Origin of the sequence: Klebsiella pasteurii, assembly GCF_018139045.1 — a bacterium.
Classification (GTDB): Bacteria; Pseudomonadota; Gammaproteobacteria; order Enterobacterales; family Enterobacteriaceae; genus Klebsiella; species Klebsiella grimontii.
Genome location: NZ_CP073236.1, coordinates 342,050 through 365,682, shown reverse-complemented (window position 1 = coordinate 365,682; position 23,633 = coordinate 342,050). Strand labels below are relative to the sequence as shown.

22 protein-coding genes are annotated in these 23,633 nt (G+C 58.1%); 14 read left to right on the top strand and 8 right to left on the bottom strand.

The window, feature by feature from the left end:
* The first annotated feature begins 9 nt into the window (after positions 1–9).
* Entirely contained in the window at positions 10–630 is a 621-nt protein-coding gene (gene wrbA, locus KCG39_RS01590; RefSeq protein WP_142467737.1) for an NAD(P)H:quinone oxidoreductase, read from the top strand.
* A gap of 19 nt (positions 631–649) precedes the next feature.
* A complete protein-coding gene (locus tag KCG39_RS01585) occupies positions 650–877 on the top strand; it encodes a YccJ family protein (RefSeq protein ID WP_004131277.1) in 228 nt (75 codons plus the stop codon).
* 139 nt (positions 878–1,016) lie between these two features.
* Here KCG39_RS01585 and agp read toward each other — a convergent pair whose 3' ends face one another.
* Both agp and KCG39_RS01575 read right to left on the bottom strand, forming a co-directional pair.
* On the bottom strand, positions 1,017–2,264 hold the full coding sequence (gene agp, locus KCG39_RS01580; RefSeq protein ID WP_004131275.1) for a bifunctional glucose-1-phosphatase/inositol phosphatase: 1,248 nt from the start codon (positions 2,262–2,264) through the stop codon (positions 1,017–1,019).
* 139 nt (positions 2,265–2,403) lie between these two features.
* A complete protein-coding gene (locus tag KCG39_RS01575; RefSeq protein ID WP_049115196.1) occupies positions 2,404–2,628 on the bottom strand; it encodes a hypothetical protein in 225 nt (74 codons plus the stop codon).
* 271 nt (positions 2,629–2,899) lie between these two features.
* On the opposite strand from KCG39_RS01575, the gene KCG39_RS01570 reads away from it, so the two are divergent.
* Positions 2,900–3,022 carry a small membrane protein gene (locus KCG39_RS01570; protein WP_004131271.1) on the top strand — a complete coding sequence of 41 codons (123 nt, stop codon included), beginning with the start codon at positions 2,900–2,902 and terminating at the stop codon, positions 3,020–3,022.
* Between the two features lie 121 nt (positions 3,023–3,143).
* On the opposite strand, the gene KCG39_RS01565 is transcribed toward KCG39_RS01570, so the two are convergent.
* From KCG39_RS01565 to puuA, 3 genes are all read right to left on the bottom strand, one after another.
* Positions 3,144–4,535, bottom strand: coding sequence for an APC family permease (locus tag KCG39_RS01565; protein ID WP_211811532.1), 1,392 nt, complete (start codon positions 4,533–4,535; stop codon positions 3,144–3,146).
* Positions 4,525–4,662, bottom strand: coding sequence for a hypothetical protein (locus tag KCG39_RS28020; protein ID WP_420799049.1), 138 nt, complete (start codon positions 4,660–4,662; stop codon positions 4,525–4,527). The genes KCG39_RS01565 and KCG39_RS28020 overlap by 11 nt, the downstream gene beginning before the upstream one ends.
* 222 nt (positions 4,663–4,884) lie before the next feature.
* Positions 4,885–6,303: a glutamate-putrescine ligase gene (gene puuA, locus KCG39_RS01560; protein ID WP_004131267.1), complete on the bottom strand. Its 1,419-nt coding sequence runs from the start codon at positions 6,301–6,303 to the stop codon at positions 4,885–4,887.
* A gap of 224 nt (positions 6,304–6,527) precedes the next feature.
* Here puuA and puuD point away from each other — a divergent pair, with 224 nt between their 5' ends.
* The 4 genes from puuD (at position 6,528) to KCG39_RS01540 (ending at position 11,070) form a co-directional block, all read left to right on the top strand.
* Positions 6,528–7,322 carry a gamma-glutamyl-gamma-aminobutyrate hydrolase gene (gene puuD / locus KCG39_RS01555; RefSeq protein WP_227631392.1) on the top strand — a complete coding sequence of 265 codons (795 nt, stop codon included), beginning with the start codon at positions 6,528–6,530 and terminating at the stop codon, positions 7,320–7,322.
* A gap of 177 nt (positions 7,323–7,499) precedes the next feature.
* Positions 7,500–8,057 (top strand): HTH-type transcriptional regulator PuuR, encoded by a 558-nt coding sequence (puuR, locus tag KCG39_RS01550; protein WP_004131263.1) that lies wholly within the window; start codon positions 7,500–7,502, stop codon positions 8,055–8,057.
* 242 nt (positions 8,058–8,299) lie between these two features.
* Positions 8,300–9,787 (top strand): aldehyde dehydrogenase PuuC, encoded by a 1,488-nt coding sequence (gene puuC / locus KCG39_RS01545; protein ID WP_142467866.1) that lies wholly within the window; start codon positions 8,300–8,302, stop codon positions 9,785–9,787.
* Positions 9,788–9,789: 2 nt separating this feature from the next.
* Complete coding sequence (locus KCG39_RS01540; protein WP_142467738.1) at positions 9,790–11,070, top strand: NAD(P)/FAD-dependent oxidoreductase; 1,281 nt, start codon at positions 9,790–9,792, stop codon at positions 11,068–11,070.
* On the opposite strand, the gene KCG39_RS01535 is transcribed toward KCG39_RS01540, so the two are convergent.
* Complete coding sequence (locus KCG39_RS01535) at positions 11,067–12,044, bottom strand: LysR substrate-binding domain-containing protein (RefSeq protein ID WP_185910487.1); 978 nt, start codon at positions 12,042–12,044, stop codon at positions 11,067–11,069. The genes KCG39_RS01540 and KCG39_RS01535 overlap by 4 nt on opposite strands.
* Before the next feature lie 82 nt (positions 12,045–12,126).
* Between KCG39_RS01535 and KCG39_RS01530 the strand changes: the two genes are divergently transcribed.
* The gene (locus KCG39_RS01530; protein ID WP_142445556.1) at positions 12,127–13,215 is read left to right on the top strand and encodes a tartrate dehydrogenase; all 1,089 of its coding nucleotides are present in this window, start codon (positions 12,127–12,129) and stop codon (positions 13,213–13,215) included.
* Positions 13,216–13,762: 547 nt separating this feature from the next.
* Here the strand turns inward: KCG39_RS01530 and ptsP are convergent.
* Positions 13,763–16,264, bottom strand: a complete 2,502-nt coding sequence (gene ptsP / locus KCG39_RS01525; RefSeq protein WP_004131255.1) for a phosphoenolpyruvate--protein phosphotransferase — start codon at positions 16,262–16,264, stop codon at positions 13,763–13,765.
* A gap of 308 nt (positions 16,265–16,572) precedes the next feature.
* On the opposite strand from ptsP, the gene KCG39_RS01520 reads away from it, so the two are divergent.
* Genes KCG39_RS01520 through KCG39_RS01500 form a run of 5 tightly spaced genes read left to right on the top strand, consistent with a single transcriptional unit; the run spans position 16,573 to position 21,537 of the window.
* Positions 16,573–17,649 (top strand): PTS fructose transporter subunit EIIC, encoded by a 1,077-nt coding sequence (locus KCG39_RS01520; RefSeq protein WP_004131253.1) that lies wholly within the window; start codon positions 16,573–16,575, stop codon positions 17,647–17,649.
* A 20-nt stretch (positions 17,650–17,669) separates the two neighbouring features.
* The gene (locus KCG39_RS01515) at positions 17,670–17,990 is read left to right on the top strand and encodes a PTS fructose-like transporter subunit IIB (protein ID WP_004131252.1); all 321 of its coding nucleotides are present in this window, start codon (positions 17,670–17,672) and stop codon (positions 17,988–17,990) included.
* A gap of 51 nt (positions 17,991–18,041) precedes the next feature.
* Complete coding sequence (locus tag KCG39_RS01510) at positions 18,042–20,339, top strand: formate C-acetyltransferase (RefSeq protein ID WP_142445466.1); 2,298 nt, start codon at positions 18,042–18,044, stop codon at positions 20,337–20,339.
* Positions 20,305–21,180: a [formate-C-acetyltransferase]-activating enzyme gene (locus tag KCG39_RS01505; RefSeq protein ID WP_112165274.1), complete on the top strand. Its 876-nt coding sequence runs from the start codon at positions 20,305–20,307 to the stop codon at positions 21,178–21,180. Before KCG39_RS01510 ends, KCG39_RS01505 begins: the two co-directional genes overlap by 35 nt.
* Before the next feature lie 15 nt (positions 21,181–21,195).
* Entirely contained in the window at positions 21,196–21,537 is a 342-nt protein-coding gene (locus tag KCG39_RS01500; protein WP_004131246.1) for a PTS fructose-like transporter subunit IIB, read from the top strand.
* A gap of 241 nt (positions 21,538–21,778) precedes the next feature.
* On the opposite strand, the gene KCG39_RS01495 is transcribed toward KCG39_RS01500, so the two are convergent.
* Complete coding sequence (locus KCG39_RS01495; RefSeq protein WP_004131245.1) at positions 21,779–22,546, bottom strand: phytanoyl-CoA dioxygenase family protein; 768 nt, start codon at positions 22,544–22,546, stop codon at positions 21,779–21,781.
* Positions 22,547–22,798: 252 nt separating this feature from the next.
* Between KCG39_RS01495 and KCG39_RS01490 the strand changes: the two genes are divergently transcribed.
* A complete protein-coding gene (locus KCG39_RS01490; protein WP_004131244.1) occupies positions 22,799–23,632 on the top strand; it encodes a helix-turn-helix transcriptional regulator in 834 nt (277 codons plus the stop codon).
* Position 23,633 lies beyond the last annotated feature (1 nt).

Below are 23,633 nucleotides of genomic sequence, written 5' to 3'. Positions count from 1 at the left end.
ATAACACACATGTCATCATCTGAACTACGCGGCAAGCCACGTATACTGGTGCTTTATTATTCTATGTACGGACACATCGAGACCATGGCGCATGCCGTCGCCGAAGGGGCAAACAAGGTAGATGGCGTTGAAGTGGTCGTGAAGCGCGTACCGGAAACCATGCAGGCAGAGGTGTTTGCCAAAGCAGGCGGGAAAACGCAAAACGCGCCCGTCGCCACGCCGCAGGAGCTGGCGGAGTACGACGCCATCATCTTTGGTACCCCTACCCGTTTCGGCAATATGTCCGGACAAATGCGCACCTTCCTCGATCAGACCGGCGGCCTGTGGGCATCCGGCGCGCTGTACGGCAAGCTGGCCAGCGTGTTCAGCTCAACCGGCACCGGCGGCGGCCAGGAACAAACCATTACCTCAACCTGGACCACCCTTGCGCACCACGGGATGATTATTGTGCCGATCGGCTACGGCGCCCAGGAGCTATTTGATGTCTCGCAGGTTCGCGGCGGTACGCCTTACGGCGCCACCACCATCGCCGGCGGCGACGGCTCGCGTCAGCCGAGCGAAGAGGAGCTGGCGATTGCCCGTTATCAGGGAGAGCACGTTGCTGGCCTGGCAGTAAAACTACACGGTTAATCTTCAGCAGGAGGAAAGCATGCCGAATCAAGAAGCAAAGGCCCATCGCGTCGGTGAGTGGGCAAGTCTGCGCAATACGTCTCCTGAAATTGCCGAGGCGATTTTTGAATTAGCCCATTACGATGAAAAGCTGGCGGAGAAAATCTGGGAGGAAGGCAGCGATGAAGTCCTGCCCCTCGCCTTCGCTAAAACGGACAAAGACTCCCTGTTCTGGGGCGAACAAACTATCGAACGCAAGAACGTGTAGCCCGAACAGGTACACAGTACCGCCTCCGGGAGTTCTTGCATGAGCTTCCCGGAGGCGACGCGTTGCGCCTGTCCGGGCTACAAGACCAGGCTAAACATCGGCAGTAAGACCCGGATTGCTCCGGGTTTTTTATGCTCTGTTATTTTGTCGCCTCGGCCATCACCTTTTTAAAGGTGTCCATCGGGCAGAAGCCGTTATCATCGACCGGACAGCCGTTCAGCGCCAGCGTCACCCGCTGCGGCGGCGACTGCAGGGTTAACGCATCGGCATTGCGCAACTGCTCGGTGCTTTGATAGACGTACTCAATCTTCATCAAATCACGATTGCCGCCGTTATCATGCCAGCGCTGGAATACCAGCTTGCCGCCGATAGGCGTGCGCTCGTACTGGTTATGCAGCTGATAGGGTTTAAAATCCAGCGCCGTCAGCAGCGAAGCGATGTTGGAGTCGTGTCCCACCAGCAGCGTCACTTTCGCCGCCTTCGCCGCATCGCCCACCAGCGCGTTATCAATATATTTCACCAGCGGCTTAGCCACGTTGCGCGCCACTTCAGGGGAAGTAAACAGGCTATCCTGATAGCCGTTTTTCAGCTTCGACAGCACCTGCCACTGCTTATCGGTTTTGATTTCGCCCCAGGCGACCTGGTCTTTCGGGAACCCCTCGTAATACTGCAGCGTAAAGGCGTCAACCAGCGAGTTACCGACCTTAAGCGGACCGGAAACGCCCGGTTCCTGCTGATATTTGGCGCTAAAGGTATCTTTCCCTTCGCTCAGGGAGCACTGCTGTTTCTCTTTGCAGGACGGAGAATTGCGGTAGTCGGTAATCGCCTCCAGCAGCTTATAACTTTCGCCCAGCTGCATCCCCTGCCGCTCTTTCTCCATCGCTTGCACCGCCTTTTCGCTGAAAGCGGCGGAATCGTCGACGATCACCGGATTAAACGTTGGGTCCATGGTGCCCATTTTTTCCTGATGGTGCACCGTCACCCCGCAGCCGGGAAACGCGCCGGTAATAAAGAACTGCGCGGTCGCGACGGTACGCTGCAGGCTATTGGCATAGGCGTAGACCGCGTTCTCCGGCGGACATTCGCCGCTGGTCACTAGCCCCTGCTGCGCCAGCCATTCACGCATATAGTGCCCCATATAGACTTCCAGTACCCCGCCCTTGGTCGTCAGCTGACCGCCGGGAACATCCCACTCCGGCCAGGATTTCGGCGTGGATTGCTCCAGCACGCTGCCGTTGTTCGCCAGCGGCGCGCGCAGGTTATGGCGGCTCATGATCAGTACCTGCTGAAGCTGATACCCTTCCGGTGCGGCCTGCTCCTGCGCCTGGACGCCAGCGGACAGTAAGACAACGCCGGCCACGGCGGCGGCGAGTAGACTTTTTCTCATCCCTTAACCCTCAGTCAGTGATTATCATCGCCTTAATTGTGACAAATTTATGACATTTTTCCGGGCAATGGCTCGCAAAGTGCGGAAAGAATTACACTTTCCGCCATGACGCAGGAAGAGTGAAATCAGAGGGATGGCGTTACTCCGGCAGCGGCACCGCCGCAAGGGTACAGATAGCTTCATGCTTGCCGCCGCGATGGTCGACGATCAGCACTTTATCGCCGGCTTTTTTACCTTCGCAGGGTTTTAAAACCTGATCGACAATACGTTCGCGAATTGACGGGTTCCCGGGATCGGCCAGGCTATTGAATGACGTCAGAACCAGCAGTGGCCCAACAACAGCGATGATTTGCTTATTAACCATTTGTTACTCTCACCCCTTATTTAGCGGGCCAAGGGTAGCAGCCCGTCGCGCGCTCGTCTGTAAATTCGCTTAACCGAGTGTTACTCGTTCATTTTTTCACCATCACCGCGCTTTACTCTTCACATTTATTCATGTAAATAATAATTTCAGTGCATTGCTGGCAGTCTATTCTCGTCTGATTCATCGGGTCATCTTTAAGAAATATCCCGATGCTATTATCCCGATATCACGGTATTTTTTCTTCATGTTAAACATAACATTAGGTTAATCTATGTCAGGTATCCTGCTCTTTATCGTCGCGGTGGTTTTGCTGGGAGTAGCCATCTACAGCCTGGTCTCCTATGTCAAGGATCGGCGCTCCGCACAGCTGCCAACCCATAAGAAAAAGAAATAATTCATCCTCACTATTCTTACCTTCTGCCCCTGCTATTTCTCCCCGACTGCCTGATTTCAAACGAGAATGAAAAAAAGAAGGCAGGCTCGCCGGCCTGCCTTTATGTGTGAGTTAAAAATCGTTACGATTCCCAGGCCTGTTCCGCTTTAGCCCCGTCAAACTGCGGCGGCGGCTTACGGAAACGGCGGGTCAGATAAGTCAGATACAGCAAACCCAGCCCCGCCCATATCAGACCGAGCGTCAGCGAGGTCGCCTCCAGGTTAATCCACAGAACGCCCACCGTCAGCGCACCGACCATCGGCAGCAGCAGATAGTGAAAGCGATCTTTCCAGGTTTTGTTAAACCCCTTACGCCGCCAGAAGTGATTAAACACCGACAGGTTAACGAAGGTGAACGCCACCAGCGCGCCAAAGTTAATTAGCGCCGTGGCGGTAACCAGGTCGAAGAACAGCGCCGACAGTGCGACGATGCCCACCATGATCACATTCAGCGCCGGAGTCCGCCATTTTGGATGGACATAGCCGAAAATGCGCTCCGGGAAAACGTTATCACGGCCCATAACGTACAGCAGGCGAGAAACGCTGGCGTGTGAGGCCAGGCCTGACGCCAGGGTATTCACAAAGGTGGTGCACAGGAAAATCGACTGGAACAGCTTGCCGCCGACGTAGAGGGCGATCTCCGGCAGCGCCGCGTCCGGGTCTTTAAAACGGCTAATATCGGGGAAAAAGAGCTGCATAAAGAACGAGGCGGCAATAAAAATCACCCCGCCGTAGACCGCGGTCAGGAAGATGGCTTTCGGGATCACCCGCGCGGCGTCCGGCGTCTCTTCGGAAAGGGTCGTCACCGCATCAAAGCCGAGGAACGAAAAGCAGACTATCGTCGCCCCGGTAATAATCGGGATCAGGTGCGCATTCTGGCTAATAAACGGCTGGAGCGACCAGACGGTACCGACGCCCTCCCCCTTATGCAGCCCCTGCACCACCAGCACGATAAAGACCACCATGATTGAGATCTGCACCAGCACGAACAGGGTATTGAAGTTCGCCACCAAATTGACGCTTTTCAGGTTCGCCGCGGTCAGAATGGCCACAAACGTCACCACCCATACCCAGGGCGGCACGTCCGGAAACAGCGCGGAAAAATAAATTTTGGCCAGCAGAACGTTGATCATCGGCAGGAACAGATAATCCAGCAGCGAAGACCAGCCCACCATAAACCCGACGTGCGGGCTGATCGACTTTTGCGCGTAGGTATACGCCGATCCCGCCTGCGGAAACTGGCGTACCAGCTTACCGTAGCTAATGGCGGTAAACAGCACGCCGGCCAGCGCCAGCAGATAGGAGGCCGGAACGTGGCCGTTGCTAATGCCGGAAACGATGCCGAAGGTATCAAAAACCGTCATCGGGGTCAGATAGGCGAGGCCCATCATCACCACCTGCCACAGCTTGAGAGACTTGCGCAGCCGTGGTTTGCCCGCTTCAGAGGCGTTATCGAGAGAGGTGTTAATAGCCATGGCCATTTCCCCCGCTGCACATCCGGGTTTGCGGTCGTAGAGACCGGGAAACCAACCTGCTTCGCAACGGGGTTAATGGCAAATCAAAAGGTAAAAAGAACCGACGAGCGGTGGCGGCGCACTCCATGCGGCCATGACGGCCCCCTTCTCCCTGCGGATATTTAAACATCTGCATCATTTCCTACCTCGTTACACACTGTGTCGTTAACTGAAGCCCCGTTGCCGCCTGCGCTCCTTAACGCGGCATCCGGGAATGGCTGGGCTCCCAGCAAAAACGTCCGACCAGGCTCCGCTCAGGCCGTATGATGCTACTCGTGATAACGCTAAGCTGCCCCCTGCGGGGCGGCAATCAGGCGTTTTTCAACATCCACTCGATTTCGGTTTCCGTGATCAGCCGCTCAAACTGCAGTAATTCGTCGTTTTTACAGGCGTGATAAACGTGGCAGAAACGTTCGCCAAGCCGTTCGCGCAGGTGATCGTTTTGCATAAACTCCCACAGCGCATCGCTCTGGCGAATCGGGAACGGCAGCCCCTCCTGCTCAAGGCCGTTGCCTTCCACCTCTTCCTGTAACGGCAGCGGATTATCCAGACCGTGGAGGATGCCGGCGAAAATCGCCGCCATCACCAGGTACGGGTTGGCGTCCGCCCCGGCCACGCGATATTCGACGCGGTGGTTGTGCCGATCGCCGCACGGAATGCGCAGCGCCACCGTTCGGTTGTTGTGCCCCCACGACGCCTGGGTCGGCACGTACATTCCCGGTTGGAAACGACGATACGAGTTGACGTTCGGTGCCAGCAGCGCCATCGACGCCGGCATCAGATCAATCATCCCGGCGAGCGCGCGTTTTAACATCGCGGAATCTTCGCCGTCCGCGTCCGCCAGCACGTTCTCGCCTTTGTTGTTCTGCATGCTGATATGGATATGCATCCCGCTACCGGCGTGCTCTTCATAGGGTTTGGCCATAAAAGTGGCGTGCATCTTATGCTTCTCCGCCATTAAACGCACGAGACGTTTTAACGCCAGCGCGTCATCGCAGGCGTCGAGCACGTTATCGGTATGGTGGAGGTTGATTTCAAACTGACCGGGAGAGGCTTCCGCCACCGCGCCGTCGGCGGGGATCAGCTGAAGCTGGGCGATCTCATCGATTTCGTTCAGCACGTCGGCAAAGTGGTTGAGGTTGTCGACGGAGTAAACCTGGCTTTGGGTATTGCGATCGCCGGTTCCCGGCGCGCACGGCGGCTGCAGGTAACCTTCCGCGTCGCGCTTGCGGTCAAGTAAATAGAACTCCAGCTCTACCGCTACCACGGGGAACAGCCCGCGCTGGCGCAGCTGCTGCCAGAGCCGGTTAAGAACGTTCCGCGGCTCAACGTCAAAGGGAGCGCCATCTTCATCAACCATGGTCAGCAGAACCTGACCAATGTATTCCGGGTCCGCCGCCGACGGCGTTAAGGTTCCCAGCACCGGTACGCAGGTGCGATCCGGTTCGCCCATCTCCTGGCCGAGTCCCGCCTCTTCCACCACGTTGCCGAGAATGTCCATCGCGAACACCGAAGCCGGGAAATAGCAGCCCTTCTCCAGTTTGCTCAGGCCAGACACCGGGATCCGCTTACCGCGGAAGCAGCCGTTCAGGTCGGTTAACAGTACATCTACGTATTGCGTATTGGGGTAACGCTCGAGGTAGCGCTTCACTTCCCAGGTGAATGCGCTGACCCGTCTCTCTTCCGACTGCTGAACAAAATTCTCAACTTCTACGATATTGGTTTCCATGATTCACCGCCGTTGTTTTAGTTTCGGACCCTGAATGGCACTGTTAAATATAATGTCCACCATTGGAATGTGTATGCAAACAAATTGTTTGTCAAATGTTAAATTAAGTTTGCAAAGGGCTATATCCACTGCTAGATTGAGAAAATATTGAACGAAATGGCCGTTTTACCCGCTAATCCGGTCATAATTTAGTCCACTTTGTGAGGGCGATCATGGAAAATATAATGTACAAGCCAGTTATTGGCGTGGTGATGTGTCGAAACAGGCTTAAGGGTCACCAGACCCAGACTCTGCAAGAGAAGTATCTGAACGCGATTGTTAACGCCGGCGGCGTGCCGATTGCCCTACCGCACGCGCTGGCGGAGCCGGAACTGCTTTCCGCGCTACTGCCAAAACTGGACGGCATTTATCTGCCCGGCAGCCCGAGCAACGTACAGCCGCACCTCTATGGTGAAAACGGCGATGAGCCTGACGCCGATCCCGGGCGTGATCTTCTGAGCATGGCGCTGATCGACGCCGCGCTCGAAAGGCGCATCCCCATTTTCGCCATCTGCCGTGGACTACAGGAACTTGTTGTCGCCACCGGCGGGACTCTGTATCGTCGTCTGTTCGAGCAGCCTGAGCTTCTTGAGCACCGCGAGGACCCCGAACTTCCCGTCGAGCAGCAATATGCGCCCTCGCATGAAGTTCAGGTTCAGGAAGGAGGATTACTTTCTCAGTTAATACCGGGCTGCAACACGTTTTGGGTAAACTCGTTACACGGACAGGGAGCGAAAACCACGGGTCCACGGCTGCGCGTGGAGGCGCGTTCTCCCGACGGGCTGGCGGAAGCGGTCAGCGTTAACGACCATCCTTTCGCCCTCGGCGTGCAGTGGCATCCTGAATGGAACAGTAGCGAATACGCCCTGTCGCGAATGTTGTTTGAGGGTTTTATCACCGCCTGTCAGAACTATAGCCAAAATAATTCAAGTTGCAGGAAAGCGGCAAGTGAGCGACAAATTCGTCGGGAACGAATTTGACCAGCCGAAGGCTGGCCTCCGGTGAGAGGCAGGAGCCTCTCATTAATCCCCAGGAGCTTACTGGAGTAAGTGACTGGGGTGAGCGAGCAAAGCCAACGCGCAAGCGACTTGAAGTATGACGGGTATATGTCGCTGAAAAACAGCGACTCTGACCACTACCGTTAAGGAAATGCAAATATGAGCGATGACGGACTGGCGCCAGGGAAACGTCTGTCAGAGATCCGCCAACAGCTGGGTCTCTCACAGCGTCGTGCCGCCGAACTGTCTGGGTTAACACATAGTGCCATCAGCACCATAGAACAGGACAAAGTCAGTCCTGCCATCAGTACGCTGCAAAAGCTGCTGAAAGTCTACGGGCTGTCGCTCTCGGAATTCTTTTCTGAACCAGAAAAACCGGCTGAACCTCAGGTGGTTATCAATCAGGACGATCTGATTGAAATCGGCAGTCAGGGGGTGTCGATGAAACTGGTTCACAATGGCAATCCGAACCGCACGCTGGCGATGATTTTTGAAACGTACCAGCCTGGAACCACAACCGGGGAGAGGATTAAGCATCAGGGTGAGGAGATAGGCACCATACTGGAGGGTGAAGTCGTGCTGACCATTAACGGTCAGACGTATCACCTGGTGGCTGGGCAAAGCTATGCCATTAACACCGGCATACCGCATAGCTTCAGCAACACCTCGGCGGGTATCTGCCGAATCATCAGCGCCCATACTCCCACCACATTCTGATTTTTTAGCCTGAGGTTTTCTCAGGCTTTCTTCAGGCCTGCACCGTCGGAGTTTATTCCGGCGGCGCGAAGAAAACGCAGTTCACCTTGCGCGATGCGGAAAAACGTATTCCGCTGGCCCCGGATAATTTACGCCCGTTAACGGGCAATTTAAACGGTACTCAACCCCGGGGACGCCCTACGCCCTGAGGGTCTGAAATCACCACTTTTTTATTTTTCCGATTATGTCATTAAGGAGTCATGATGGATTTTCACAACCTGGCTTACTGGCAACAAAAAGCTCGCGAATTGACGATTGAAACGCGGCTATTTATTAACGGCGAGTACAGCGCCGCCGCCGATAATAGCGTGTTTACCACCGTCGACCCGGCGGCGCAGCAGACCCTTGCCGAGGTCGCGCGCGGCAAAAAAGCCGACGTCGATCGCGCGGTCCAGGCCGCCCGCGGCGTTTTCGATCGCGGCGACTGGTCGCAGGCGTCTCCTGCCCAGCGCAAAGCGGTGCTGACAAAATTCGCCGACCTGATGGACGCCCATCGCGAAGAGCTGGCGCTGCTGGAAACCCTCGATACCGGCAAACCGATCCGTCACAGCCTGCGCGACGATATCCCCGGCGCCGCTCGCGCGATTCGCTGGTATGCCGAAGCTATCGATAAAGTCTACGGCGAAGTCGCCCCCACCAGCGGCAACGAACTGGCCATGATCGTTCGCGAACCGATTGGCGTGATTGCGGCGGTAGTGCCGTGGAATTTCCCACTGCTGCTGGCCTGCTGGAAGCTTGGCCCGGCGCTGGCGTCAGGCAACAGCGTGGTGCTTAAGCCGTCGGAAAAATCCCCCCTTACCGCTCTGCGTCTGGCGGGCTTAGCAAAACAGGCCGGACTGCCGGACGGCGTATTTAACGTGGTGAGCGGTTTCGGCCATGAAGCCGGTCAGGCGCTGGCGCTGCATCCGGACGTCGAAGTGATTACCTTTACCGGCTCCACCCGCACCGGTAAACAGCTGCTGAAAGACGCGGGCAACAGCAATATGAAGCGCGTCTGGCTGGAGGCGGGCGGTAAAAGCGCCAATATTGTCTTTGCCGACTGCCCGGACCTGCAAAAAGCGGTTAACGCCACCGCCGGCGGTATTTTTTACAACCAGGGTCAGGTCTGTATCGCCGGTACCCGCCTGCTGTTGGAAGAGAGCATCGCCGACCGCTTTCTCGACCTGCTAAAAGAGCAGGCAAAGGGCTGGCAGCCGGGCAATCCGCTCGACCCGAATACCACCATGGGCATGCTGATCGACAACAGCCACGCCGATAGCGTCCACAGCTTTATTCGCGCCGGCGAAGCGCACAGCACGCTGCTGCTGGATGGACGTAAAAATCCGTGGCCCGCGGCGGTCGGCCCGACCATCTTCGTCGATGTCGACCCCGCCTCCCCGCTCAGCCAGGAGGAGATCTTCGGCCCGGTGCTGGTGGTGACCCGCTTTCACACCGAAGAGCAGGCGCTGGCGCTGGCCAACGATAGCCGCTACGGCCTCGGCGCAGCGGTCTGGACCCGCGATCTCTCCCGCGCTCACCGCGTTAGCCGCCGTCTGAAAGCCGGCTCCGTCTTCGTGAACAACTACAACGATGGCGATATGACCGTGCCGTTCGGCGGCTATAAGCAGAGCGGTAACGGACGCGATAAGTCCCTGCACGCCCTGGAAAAATTCACTGAACTGAAAACTATCTGGATTGCCCTGGAGTCTTAATCATGAGCGAACATACCACCAGCTATTATGCCGCCAGCGCTAACCGCTATGAGCCGTTCCCGATGCTGGACGAATCAATCAGCTGCGACGTCTGCATCGTCGGCGGCGGCTATACCGGCCTCTCATCGGCGCTGCATCTGGCCGAAATGGGCTACGATGTGGTGCTGCTTGAAGGCGCGCGCATCGGCTTCGGCGCCAGCGGGCGGAACGGCGGCCAGCTGGTTAACTCCTATAGCCGCGATATCGACGTTATCGAGAAAACCTACGGCCCGGACGCCGCGAAGATGCTCGGCAGCATGATGTTTGAAGGTGGCGACATTATTCGCGAGCGCATCCAACGCTATCAAATCCAGTGCGACTATCGCCCCGGCGGGCTATTTGTCGCGTTGAACCATAAACAGCTGGAGACGCTGGAAGAGCAGAAGGCGAACTGGGAGCGCTACGGCAATACCCAGCTGGAGCTGCTGGATGCCAGCGCTATTCGCCGCGAAGTGGACAGCGACCGCTACGCCGGCGCCCTGCTGGACCACAGCGGCGGCCATATTCATCCGCTGAACCTGGCGATTGGCGAGGCGGACGCCATTCGGCTGAACGGCGGTCGGGTTTACGAACAATCACCGGTCACCCGCATTCAGCACAGCAGCCCTGCGGTGGTGACCACCGAACGCGGGCAGGTCACCGCCCGCTACGTGATCGTCGCCGGTAACGCCTATCTCGGCGATAAGCTCGAGCCGGAGCTGGCGAAGCGCAGCATGCCGTGTGGCACCCAGGTGGTCACTACCGCGCCGCTGACTGAGGATTTGGCGCGCTCGCTGATCCCGAAAAACTACTGCGTGGAGGATTGTAACTACCTGCTGGATTACTACCGTCTGACCGCCGATAACCGCCTGCTGTACGGCGGCGGCGTGGTGTATGGCGCGCGCGATCCGGACGACGTTGAGCGACTGATTATGCCGAAGCTGCTGAAAACCTTCCCGCAGCTGCAGGGGGTAAAAATAGACTACCGCTGGACCGGCAACTTCCTGCTGACCCTCTCGCGGATGCCGCAGTTTGGCCGTCTCGATAACAATATCTATTATATGCAGGGCTACAGCGGCCACGGAGTGACCTGTACGCACCTCGCCGGACGGCTGATTTCGGAGCTGCTGCGCGGAGACGCCGAACGTTTCGACGCCTTCGCCAGGCTGCCGCACTATCCGTTCCCCGGCGGGCGCAGCCTGCGCATTCCGTTTACCGCCATGGGCGCGGCGTACTACAGCCTGCGCGATCGCCTGGGCGTTTAATCCCCCCGGCCGACGGCACCTGCCGTCGGCAATATTGCCTCGTCGTACTGCTGCGGAAAGCGCTGCTGGAAGTAGCGGCGCAAAAACTCCACGGTGGCGCGAATTTTGGCCGAGGTCGCCAGCCGCGAGACGTATACCGCCCAGATATTGGCGGGCTGATAGTACTCCGGCAGCAGATGCAGCAGATTGCCGCTGGCAATATTCTCCCTGACGTCCCACCATGAGCGCAGCGCGATCCCCTGCCCCTCGAGGCACCACTGATGGACGATTTCGCCGTGGTTTGACGACAGCGGTCCGGTCACCTTAATAGCGTGCTCACCCTCTTTATCGCGTAGCTGCCAGACGCCAAAGGGCCGGTCGCGCTCTTTGATCACCAGACACGGCAGCGCGGCGAGATCGCTGAGCTGTCTCGGCCGGGGATAGCGGGCGACAAACGCCGGCGAGGCGCAGAGGATGCGGTGATTGCTGGCAAGCTGGCGGGCAATCAGGTTGGGGGCGATATCGTCGCCAACGCGAATATCCAGATCGACCCCTTCATTGGCTAAATCCACCAGCCGGTCAGCGACATCAAAACGGATTTCCAGCTGCGGGTAGTGACGGGCCAGCTCGGAGAGCGCCGGCGCGACTACTCGCCGGCCAAAGCCAAAGCTGCTGATAATCCGCAGCGTCCCCTGCGGTACCTGCCGCACATCGGAGAGCTCATCCATCATCTGATCGACGTCCTGCAGGATGCGCTGCCCCCATTCGTAGATGCGCTCCCCCTCTTCGGTGATAGCGACTCGTCGGGTGGTGCGGTGCAGCAGCTGGACGTTGAGCGTTTGCTCCAGCAGCGACACGCGCTTGCTGACGAAAGCCGGAGAGACCCCCAGCTCTTCAGCGACGGCGGCGAAACCGGCGCGGCGGGCAACCAGCATAAAAACGCGCAAATCGTTCAGCAGCGGCAGATTATTCATGATTCGTGTTTTATGTTTCACCAGTTGGCGGGATTAATTATGAATCAGTCAATTATAGGATAGAGATGAAGTCAATTTCCCTTACCTGAAACTGAGAACAATGATGAATAAAACCTTACGTATTGCCGCCATCCCCGGCGATGGCATCGGTAAAGAAGTGCTGCCGGAAGGCGTCCGTGTGCTGCAGGCCGCCGCCGAACGCTGGGGGCTGGCGTTAAGCTTCGAGTATTTTGAGTGGGCCAGCTGCGACTATTACGCGCAACACGGCGCCATGATGCCCGACGACTGGCGCGCGCAGCTGCAAACATTTGATGCGATCTACTTCGGCGCGGTCGGCTGGCCGGATATCGTGCCGGATCACATCTCCCTGTGGGGCTCGCTGCTGAAGTTCCGTCGCGAATTTGACCAGTACGTCAACCTGCGTCCGGTGCGCCTGTTCCCCGGCGTCCCCTGCCCGCTGGCGGGTAAACAGCCCGGCGATATCGATTTTTACGTGGTGCGCGAGAATACCGAAGGGGAATACTCCGCCCTCGGCGGGCATGTGAATCCGGGTACCGAACATGAAGTGGTAATTCAGGAGTCGGTATTTACCCGCCGCGGCGTTGACCGTATTCTGCGCTACGCCTTTGAATTAGCGCAAAGCCGCCCGCGCAAAACCCTGACCTCGGCGACCAAATCTAACGGTCTGGCCATCAGCATGCCCTTTTGGGACCAGCGCGTTGAAGCGATGGCGCAGGAATACCCTGAGGTGAAATGGGATAAGCAGCATATTGATATTCTGTGCGCCCGCTTCGTGCTGCAGCCGGAGCGTTTTGACGTGGTGGTCGGCTCTAATCTGTTCGGCGATATCCTCTCCGATCTCGGCCCGGCCTGTACCGGCACCATCGGCATTGCCCCATCGGCAAACCTCAATCCGGACCGTACCTTTCCGTCGCTGTTTGAAGCGGTGCACGGTTCGGCGCCGGATATCTACGGCAAAAATATCGCCAACCCGATTGCCACCATCTGGGCCGGCGCGATGATGCTCGACTTCCTCGGCAACGGGGACGTGCGCTACCAGGCCGCCCACGACGGTATTCTGGCGGCGATTGAGCAGACCATTGCCAGCGGACCGAAGACGCCGGATATGCAAGGCAGCGCCTCCACCCAGCAGGTGGGCGAAGCGATTTGTCGGGCGATTGCCGGGCAGTAGATCGCCCAGACGGGCGCGGCAGCGCCGCCTCCGGGACGATGTTCGTGCAGCTACGATATGCCTCTGAAACAACGTGATATGCAGCGATGCCCTGGTGCCCGCTGAAATCGGCGAACCGGAGGGCCGAAGACAAGGGCTGGCCGCCAGGGATGGCGGCCAGAGGCGAATCGAGACAGCGATGTCGAGTTGAGCCGACCGCGGGCTGAGGACCGGGAGGTGAGCGCAGTGCGCAGCACCGATTTCTTTGCGGGACCGCGGGGATTGTAAAGGGGGAGACGGTTTTCTCCCCCTTTACCCGTTCACCTACCACGGTGAGACATTTTCTGCAGGATAGCGGTGAACGGAACCCCTGCACGCTTTCCCGGAGGCGGCGCTTGACGCGCCTGTCCGGGCTACCCAATCTGCCTCCCTCAGGCACCGGGCCCGGAAATCCCGGGTCGCGGCGTAAACGCCTTACCCGGGCTACTCCCCACTACCGTTTCGCAAACGGCTGGAAACCCGTAGCCCCGGTAAGCGCAGCGCCACCGGGGAGATGCTCCGGACCGAATTACAACTCCAGTTCGCGCTGCAGCAGCGCCGCGATCGCCTCGCTGCTCTGCGCCGTCACCAGCGATTGCCGGAACTCCGCATGCATAATGCGCCGCGCCAGCCGCGAGAAAATACGCATATGCTGATCGCCCGCCGAATGTTTGTTCAGCGTCAGCATAATTACAAACTGCGCCTCGTCGTCGCCCCACGCTACCGGCTGCGCCAGACGGGCGACGCTGATGGTCGACTGCTCGATATGCTCCGATTTACTGTGCGGAATGGCGAAGCTAAACCCTAACCCGGTGGAGAACACCGCTTCGCGGGCCCACAGATCCGCTTCCAGCTTACGCGGATAGCGGCAGCGACCAGCCAGCAGCAGATTGTCGGTCATGCCCTTAATCACCTCCTCTTTACTGCGCCAGTCGCTGTTCAGCGTAATGCACTGAGGGGTAATCAGCGGCGCGTCCTGCTGGGTCATACGGAACTGGGCCAGCAGGTGCTCGACCTCCAGCGAAGTACGGCACTGCATCGCCTGGTTAAGCAGCTGACGGCAGGCGCGGCTGTCAAGCTGCGCCAGACGCGCCTTGGTCGCGGGGATCGACGGCGCGCTCATGCTCAGCTCATCCAGCCCCAGCCCTACCAGCAGCGGCAGCACGGAACCTTTAGCCCCGAGTTCACCGCACAGGCCGATCCATTTCCCCTGACGATGCACCGCCTGAACCGCGTAATCCAGCGCGCGCAAAAAGGCCGGATTGAGGCTGTTGTAGTGGCGCGTCACCTTGGCGTTATCGCGATCCACCGCCAGCAGATACTGGGTCAAATCATTGCTGCCGATACTAAAGAAATCAATCTCTTCGCAGCACTGGTCGATGATAAACATCACCGACGGCACCTCGAGCATAATGCCCAGCGGGATCTTTTCATCGAACGGAATATGTTCGCTGCGCAGCGACTGCTTTGCATCCGCCAACTGCTCCTTCACCCACAGAATCTCCTCCATCGAGGAAATCATCGGGATCATGATTTTCAGCGCGCCGTGCGCCGAAGCGCGTAGAATCGCCCGCAGCTGGGTGCGGAACAGCGCCTGATACTCTGCGTAAATACGTACCGCCCGGTAGCCGAGAAACGGGTTGTTCTCCGCCGGAATGTTGAGGTAGGCCACCGGCTTGTCGCCGCCGATATCCATGGTGCGGATGATAATGCTGCGCCCGTTGGCCGGCTCCAGCGCCTGGCAAAATATGTTGTAGAGCTCGTTTTCCGACGGCGCGCTGGGCCTGTCCATATAGAGCATTTCGGTGCGGAACAGGCCTACCGACTGCGCGCCGTTGTTAAAGGCCGCCGTCGCCTCTACCGAATGGGCGATATTCGCCGCCACTTCCAGACGAATACCGTCTTCGGTACGCCCCTCTTTATCCAGCCAGGCCTGCTGCTGGCGGCGGATCTGCGCCTGCACCCAGGCCTCCTGCTGATAGTAACGCGCCACCGCTTCATCAGGATTCACCACCACCAGCCCGGCGTTACCGTCAATCTGCACTCGCCGATCGACCCACGGCAGCAGCGCCTCCATATCGACACCCACCAGGGTGGGAATATTGAACGAACGCGCGAGAATCACCGTATGTGAAGTTGTGCCCCCACTGCGCAGCAGCAGGCCTTTCAGCAGGGTTTTATCCAGCTCAAGGAACTGGCTGGGAGTGAGCTCATCGGCGAGGCAGATGGCCTCTTCCGTCAGCTTACCCGGCGCCGGAAAGCGCGCTTCGCCGTAGATATGCTGCAGCAGCTGGAAGCAGACATCGCGGACGTCCAGCACGCGCTCCTGCAAATAGTCGTTGCCGGAAGCGCTGAACTGGGCGCAAAAATGCTCCCCGGTGGCGACCACCGCCTCGGCGCAGCTCAGGCCGCTCAGCAGCCCGCCCAGCAGATGCTGGCGCAGCGAGGCGTCGGTGGCCAGGGAGCGATGCGCTTCCAGGATCGCGCTGGCGGTGCCGTCGTTATCCAGCAGGCGAAACTCAATGTTTTTTACCAGCAGGGTCAGCCCTTTATCGAGCGCCGCCTGCTCCTGTTCGGTGCCGCCCGCCGCCGGTAGCGCGCCTAAATCGCGCAGATCGAGGGACTTAAGATGGGTAAGCCTGCCGCCCGCGCTGCCGGCGCAGACCGGTAAGGCGTGAAACAGCGTGGGATTAAGGCGCGAGAGGGATTCAGGAACCGGCTGAACGTCCATTTGTTCCACCGTCGGCAGCGGCGCATCGCAGTGCGGAAATTCGTCGCGGATAAACGCCGACAGCGCGGTGAACGCCTGTTCTTCGTCTTCCCCGCTGACGATCAGCTCACAGCGGTCCCCCTTTAAGGTATTAGTGCCGATAATCGCCAGCGCGCTTTTCGCGTTCCCGCGCCCTTCCGTGCGGATATTTAACCATTCGACCGAAGACGAAAAAGTATTGCACAGCGTTTCGACCAGGCTTGCCGGGCGCGCATGTACGCCGTTGGGCAAATCACATATGAATTCAATTACCAGAGCCATCGCCTTCCTCCTGAATAATGCGTATTAGCCAAAAGGTAAAGAAAGAAGTCGCCCGCCACTACGCGATAAAAGTGGTAATTACTGGATAATTGTATGCCAGACTCTTTTTTATGCTCGTGGTCACAAATCCCCCCATTAACGTCGTCAGAAAGCCGCCAGGACTAAGATTTGAGGTGGATCGCAATTTTCTTTTCGTCTTACAAATATCCAGTAAATGCACTTTTTCTCTACTATTTTATGCGCCGCCCTTTTTCTAATGTTGAGACATCAACTCAGTCACGGGCCACGCAGCGCTCAGGAGAAAAATAATGAATGAACTGGTGCAAATATTAAAAAATACACGCCAGCACCTCATGACCGGGGTTTCACATATGATCCCGTTTGTCGTGTCCGGTGGGATCTTGCTGGCAGTCTCCGTCATGTTGTACGGCAAGGGCGCGGTGCCCGATGCCGCCACTGACCCTAACCTGAAAAAACTGTTTGATATCGGCGTGGCCGGACTGACGCTGATGGTGCCGTTTCTGGCAGCCTATATCGGCTACTCCATTTCCGACCGCGCGGCGCTGGCCCCCTGCGCCATCGGCGCCTGGGTCGGCAACAGCTTCGGCGCCGGCTTCTTCGGCGCGCTGATTGCCGGGATCATCGGCGGGCTGGTGGTCTACTACCTGAAGAAGATCCCGGTGCACAAAGTGCTGCGCTCGGTGATGCCCATCTTCGTTATTCCGATTATCGGCACTTTTATTACCGCCGGGATCATGATGTGGGGCCTCGGTGAGCCGATTGGCGCGCTCACCGCCAGCCTGACCGGCTGGCTGCAGGGCATGCGCGAAGGCAGTATCGTGATTCTCGCCATCATTATGGGCCTGATGCTGGCCTTCGACATGGGCGGTCCGGTGAATAAAGTCGCCTACGCCTTCATGCTGATTTGCGTTTCCCAGGGCGTCTACAGCGTGGTGGCCATCGCCGCCGTCGGCATCGCCGTGCCGCCGCTGGGCATGGGCCTGGCAACGCTGATTGGACGTAAATACTTCTCCGCGGAAGAGCGTGAAACCGGTAAGGCCGCGCTGGTGATGGGCTGCGTAGGCGTGACCGAAGGCGCGATCCCCTTCGCCGCCGCCGATCCGCTGCGCGTTATCCCGGCCAACATGATTGGCGCCGCCGCTGGCTGCGTGACCGCCGCGCTGCTCGGCGCCCAGTGCTATGCCGGCTGGGGCGGGCTTATCGTTTTGCCGGTCGTTGAAGGAAAAGGCGGATTTATTGCCGGCCTCGCGGTTGGCGCCATCGTCAGCGCCGCCTGCGTCATCCTGCTCAAGGCCCTGGCGAAAAAGAAAACGTCTGACGCCAAAGCCGATGACGAGATGGATCTTGATTTCGAAATTAACTGAGACACTGGAAGGAATATTGTATGACTAAAATTATCGCCGTTACCGCTTGCCCGTCTGGCGTCGCCCACACCTATATGGCCGCCGAATCCCTGGAGAGCGCCGCTAAAGCTAAAGGCTGGCAGGTCAAAGTAGAAACTCAGGGCTCCATCGGCATCGAAAACGAGCTGACCGCGGAAGACATCGCCAGCGCCGATATGGTGATTCTGACCAAAGATATCGGCATCAAGTTCGAAGAGCGTTTTGCCGGTAAAACCATCGTGCGCGTCAACATCAGCGACGCCGTGAAGCGCGCCGAAGCCATTATGAACAAAATCGACAGCCACCTTTCACAAAATGCCTGACTGAATACACGGGGCGCGGCCTGCGCCCCGCAAAATAACATGGAGTTTGTCATGACCAATCGCACTCAACGCTTAAAAGATCGTCTGTTCGCCAACCCGCGCGAAATCTCCCTCGAGCGGGCCCTGCTCTACACCGCCAGCCATAAACAGACCGAGGGGGAGCCCGTGATGATCCGCCGGGCGAAAGCGACCGCATGGGTTCTCGACCATGTGCAGATTTCGATTCGTGATGATGAACTGATTGCCGGTAACCGCACGATCAAACCGCGCGCCGGGATTATGTCGCCGGAGATGGATCCCTACTGGCTGCTTAAGGAGCTGGACCAGTTCCCGACCCGCCCACAGGACCGCTTCACCATCAGCGAAGAAGACAAGCGCATCTACCGCGAAGAGCTGTTCCCCTACTGGGAGAATCGCTCAATGAAGGACTTCATCAACAGCCAGATGACCGATGAAGTGAAGGCCGCCGTCAGCACGCAGATTTTTAGCGTTAACCAAACCGACAAAGGCCAGGGGCATATCATTATCGACTACCCCCGCCTGCTGGAAAACGGCCTCGCCGCGCTGGTGGCAGAGCTTAAGGCGCTAAATAAGCAGCACCCGCAGAACAGTTTTTATCAGGCGGTGCAGATCCTGCTGGAAGCCTCCCAGCGCCATATTCTGCGCTATGCGGCGCTTGCCGATGACATGGCCGCCGGCTGCGTCGACGTTCAGCGGCGCAAAGAGCTGGAGACCATCGCGGAAATTTCCCGCCATAACGCGTTGCACCGGCCGGAAGATTTCTGGCAGGCCTGCCAGCTCTTCTGGTATATGAACATCATTTTGCAGTATGAATCCAACGCCAGCTCCATTTCACTGGGGCGCTTTGACCAGTACATGCTGCCGTACTATCAGGCTTCATTAAATCGCGGCCAGGATCCGCAGTTTCTTCAGGAGCTGCTGGAATCGCTGTGGGTGAAGTGCAACGATATCGTCCTGCTGCGCTCCACCAGCAGCGCGCGCTACTTTGCAGGCTTCCCAACCGGCTATACCGCCCTGCTCGGCGGTCTGACCGAGACTGGGCGCAGCGCGGTCAATATCCTGTCGTTTTTATCCCTCGACGCCTACCAGAACGTGCGCCTGCCGCAGCCGAACCTCGGCGTGCGGGTCAACGAGCTGATCGACCGTCCGTTCCTGCGCAAAACCGCCGAAACCATTCGCCTCGGTACCGGTATTCCGCAAATCTTTAATGATGAAGTGGTGATCCCGGCATTTCTCAACCGCGGCGTCTCGCTGGAAGACGCGCGGGATTACTCGGTGGTCGGCTGCGTTGAGCTGTCGATCCCGGGGCGCACCTACGGCCTGCACGATATCGCCATGTTTAACCTGCTGAAGGTGATGGAAATCGTGATGCTGGAAAACGAAAGCAATCCTGATATCACCTGGGATGGGCTGATTAACCAAATCCGCGACAAGATTCGCTATTACATTAAGCTAATGGTCGAAGGCAGCAATATTTGCGATATCGGCCACCGCGACTGGGCGCCGGTTCCCCTGCTCTCTTCCTTTATTGAAGACTGCGTGCAGCACGGCCGGGATATCACCGAAGGCGGCGCGCGTTATAACTTCTCCGGGGTGCAGGGCATCGGCATCGCCAATCTCAGCGACTCGCTGCACGCGCTCAAAGGGATGGTGTTTGAGCAAAAACGACTGAGCTTCGCCGAACTGATCGCGGTGCTGAAAGCCAACTTCCAGACGCCGGAAGGCGAAAAGATCCGAGCGCGCCTGATCAACCGCTTCGAGAAATACGGCAACGATATCGATGAAGTGGATAACATCAGCGCCGATCTGCTGCGCTTCTACTGCAAAGAGGTTGAGCGTTACCAGAACCCGCGCGGCGGTCATTTCACGCCGGGCTCCTATACCGTCTCCGCCCACGTGCCGCTAGGGTCGGTGGTTGGCGCGACGCCGGACGGACGCCTGGCCGGGGAGCAGTTGGCGGACGGCGGGCTGTCGCCGATGCTTGGCCAGGACGTGCAGGGACCGACCGCGGTGCTCAAGTCGGTCAGCAAGCTGGATAACTTTCTGCTCTCCAACGGGACGCTGCTGAACGTCAAATTCACCCCGGCGACCCTTGCCGGCGACAGCGGCCTCAACAAGCTGGCCGACTTTCTGCAGGCCTTCACCAAGCTGAAGCTACAGCATATTCAGTTCAACGTGGTCAACGCCGACACCCTGCGCGAAGCCCAGCAGCGGCCGCAGGACTTCGCCGGTCTGGTGGTGCGCGTCGCCGGCTATAGCGCCTTTTTTGTCGAGCTGTCGCAGGAGATTCAGGATGACATTATCCGCCGCACCGCGCATCAGCTGTGAGGTGATGGAAACGCGCGCCGATAAGGCGCGCATTTTTAACATCCAGCGCTACTCTTTGAATGACGGTCAGGGGATCCGTACCGTCGTGTTTTTTAAAGGCTGCCCGCACACCTGCCCGTGGTGCGCCAATCCGGAATCGATCTCGTCGAAAATTCAGACCGTGCGCCGGGAGAGCAAGTGCCTGCGCTGCTCCCGCTGCCAGCAGGACGTGGTCGAGTGTCCCTCCGGGGCGTGGGAGCAGATTGGCCGCGACGTCACCCTGGATAATCTGCTTAAAGAGGTGCTGAAGGATGAAGTCTTCTTCCGCGCCTCCGGCGGCGGCGTTACCCTGTCGGGCGGCGAGGTACTGATGCAGGCCGAGTTTGCCGCGCGTTTTCTGCGCCGCCTGCGCGAATGGGGAGTGAGAACGGCGATTGAAACGGCGGGCGATAGCGCCTTTAGCCGTTTTTTTCCGCTGGCGCAGGCGTGCGACGAAGTGCTGTTTGATCTGAAAATCATGGATGAAGCGCTGGCCCGAGAGCAGCTGCGGATGAATATGCCACGGGTGCTGGACAACTTCGCCCGTCTGGTGGAAGCGCATATTCACGTGATACCCCGAGTGCCGCTGATTCCGGGGTTCACGCTGAATGACGCGAATTTCCGTCAGATTCTGGCGTTTTTGGCCCCCTTTAAGCTGCCCGAAATTCATCTTCTGCCGTTCCATCAGTACGGCGAACCCAAATATCACTTACTGGGAAAAACATGGTCGATGTCGATGATTAAAGCTCCTGCGGAATCTGAGATTCAACCATTCAAGACGCTGGCCGAACAGGCCGGTTTTAGCGTGACCATCGGCGGATAACGCCTGGAGGATGCTATGGATTTCAATATCGTTGCCGTCACGGCCTGCGTCAGCGGCGTCGCTCACACCTATATGGCGGCCGAGCGGCTGGAAAAAGTCGGCCACCAGGAGAAATGGAATATCAAAATAGAAACCCAGGGCGCGTTGGGGGTGGAGAACAAAATCACGGCTGACGATATTGCCCACGTCGATGTCGTTCTGCTGGTGACGGATATTGAAATTGACGATGCCCAGCGTTTTAACGGCATCCGCACCATTAAGACCAGCATTAAAACCTTTCTGCTGCAGCCGCAGCAGATTGTCGAGGCGGTGAAATGCATTATGAAAAAACCGGTTGTTTATATCGAGCTCCCCTGAGGGCGTCGGTGATTTTGTCGCCCGGACAAAGCACTTGCGCCGCGGCCCGGGGAAATAGCACTGCGCCCGCTCAGACTTCCCCCGGTCGCGCTGCGCTTACCGGGGCTACAGGTTCACCGCCGTTTGCCGTTTTGTAGCCCGGGCAAGGCGCTTGCGCCGCGGCCCGGGGAAATAGCACTGCGCCCGCTCAGGCCTCCCCCCGTCGCGCTGCGCTTACCGGAGCTATAATTCCATGCGATTTTTACGCCACCCCCAGCAGCCATTTCTGCGCGGGCGTCAGGCGGCTGGCGGTTTCAGGCGTCAGCCAGCGTTGCTGATCCTGCTGCGCGGTATCCGCTCTGTCGATATATAAACCGTGCAGCACGCGCCTTCTGCTGCCAACGCGGTTGCGCGTCCCGCCGTGCCAGGCGTGGGCGTTATAAATCATCACGCTACCCGCCGGCGCGGCGAACACTACCTCATCAGGATGCGCCAGCTCTGGATCGTCCAGCACCTCTTCCGGCAACTCCGGGCGAAGATGGGTACCGGGAATAATGCGCGGCGCGCCGTTTTCCGCACTCAGGTCATCGATAGCCCAGATGGTATTCACCAGATGCACTTTCGGAAAATCGGGACGCGGCTTTTTCCAGTCCGCATGCAGCGGCTGATGGCCGCCGTTAAACAACGCTTCCCGCGCGTTCAGGCTGGAGACTTTAAAATCCCCCTGAAAAACATGCCGACAGGCGGAGAGAATCAGCGGGTGGGACCAGACCTTTTCCCAAATCGCGCCTTTGTTAATCAGGTTGGCGATGCGGGTTGCCGTCGCTTCCTGGTGGTGCTCCATCGCCAGATTATCGCCCTCCCTCTCGACGATGGCGTCGATAAGCGTACGCATCGCCGCCAGCCACTCCGCGTCCGCCACGTTATGCACGACGGTGTAGCCCAGGGTATCCAGCTCCTGTTTCATTGTCGGGCTCAACGTAACGTTCGCCCCCAGCGCATCCAGATAAACCGCAGATTGTTGTTCCATATTTATATTCCTTAACTTATCGATAACACAAAACAAACTCTAATCTGCGGCGGGCGGGAATACATGAGGCCAAAACTACGAAAAACTGGACAAGCGTACGCGGCAGGGAAAAGTGTGATGGCCATCAAAATCCAGCTTTTTCCCCCTTCCTGCAGGGCCATCATTAGTGAAGTCGCCTGATACAGAACAAACCCGTATAGATAAAATAGATTATAATCAACAGGATAATTGCTCTCTTCTAAGGCATACGGAATGATTGACGATCTGGCGGATATTTTAAATCGTTTAGTAAATCAGAAAGATAATCTGCACGTCAGGTTCCCCGACCCGGATATCTCCGAGCCCGCGCTGGCGTTTAAGGTGCCCTTTCCACGGCTGGAAATTGTGCTCGAGGGTGAGCTTAAGGAGAGCGGGCTTCCGCTGTCGGAGACGATGCTCTCCGCCTCGCAGGTACTCTACGTTCAGGCGGGTAAATGGACGCTGCCGGAATGGACCGCGCCGGCGTCGACGTTAAGCATTCTGTTTGGCCGCCAGAAGCTCGGGTTTTGCGTTCAACACTGGGACGGCAGGCAGCTGCGCACGGAAAAGCAGAATGTCGCCCGCCTGGGGCCGCGCGTGGGCTCCTACCTGCTGCTGTCGCTCAATGAAATCTGCCTGCAGCCGGACCCAGTCACCGCCAGGCTGGTGGTCGCGGCCCTGTTGAGCCACTGCCTTGAGCAGCTGGTCGGGCTGGAGATGCGCGTCAGCCGCAGCCGCGATCTCTTTCTGGCGGTACAGGATTATCTCGAAGAGCATCTCAGCCAGCCGCTGACCCGCGAGTCGGTGGCGAAGCGCTTTCATATTACGCCCAACTACCTGTCGCATATATTCCAGAAATCCGGCTCCGTCGGTTTTAATGAATTCCTCACCAGCGTGCGCCTGGAAAAAGCGAAAAAGCTGCTGCGCGGTTACGACCTCAAGGTCAAAGAGATCGCCCACAACTGCGGGTTCGTCGACAGCAACTATTTCTGCCGGGTGTTTAAACGCTATACCGAGCGCTCGCCGTCCGAATATCGCCGCCACTGCCGCAGCGCGCAGCAGGGATAGT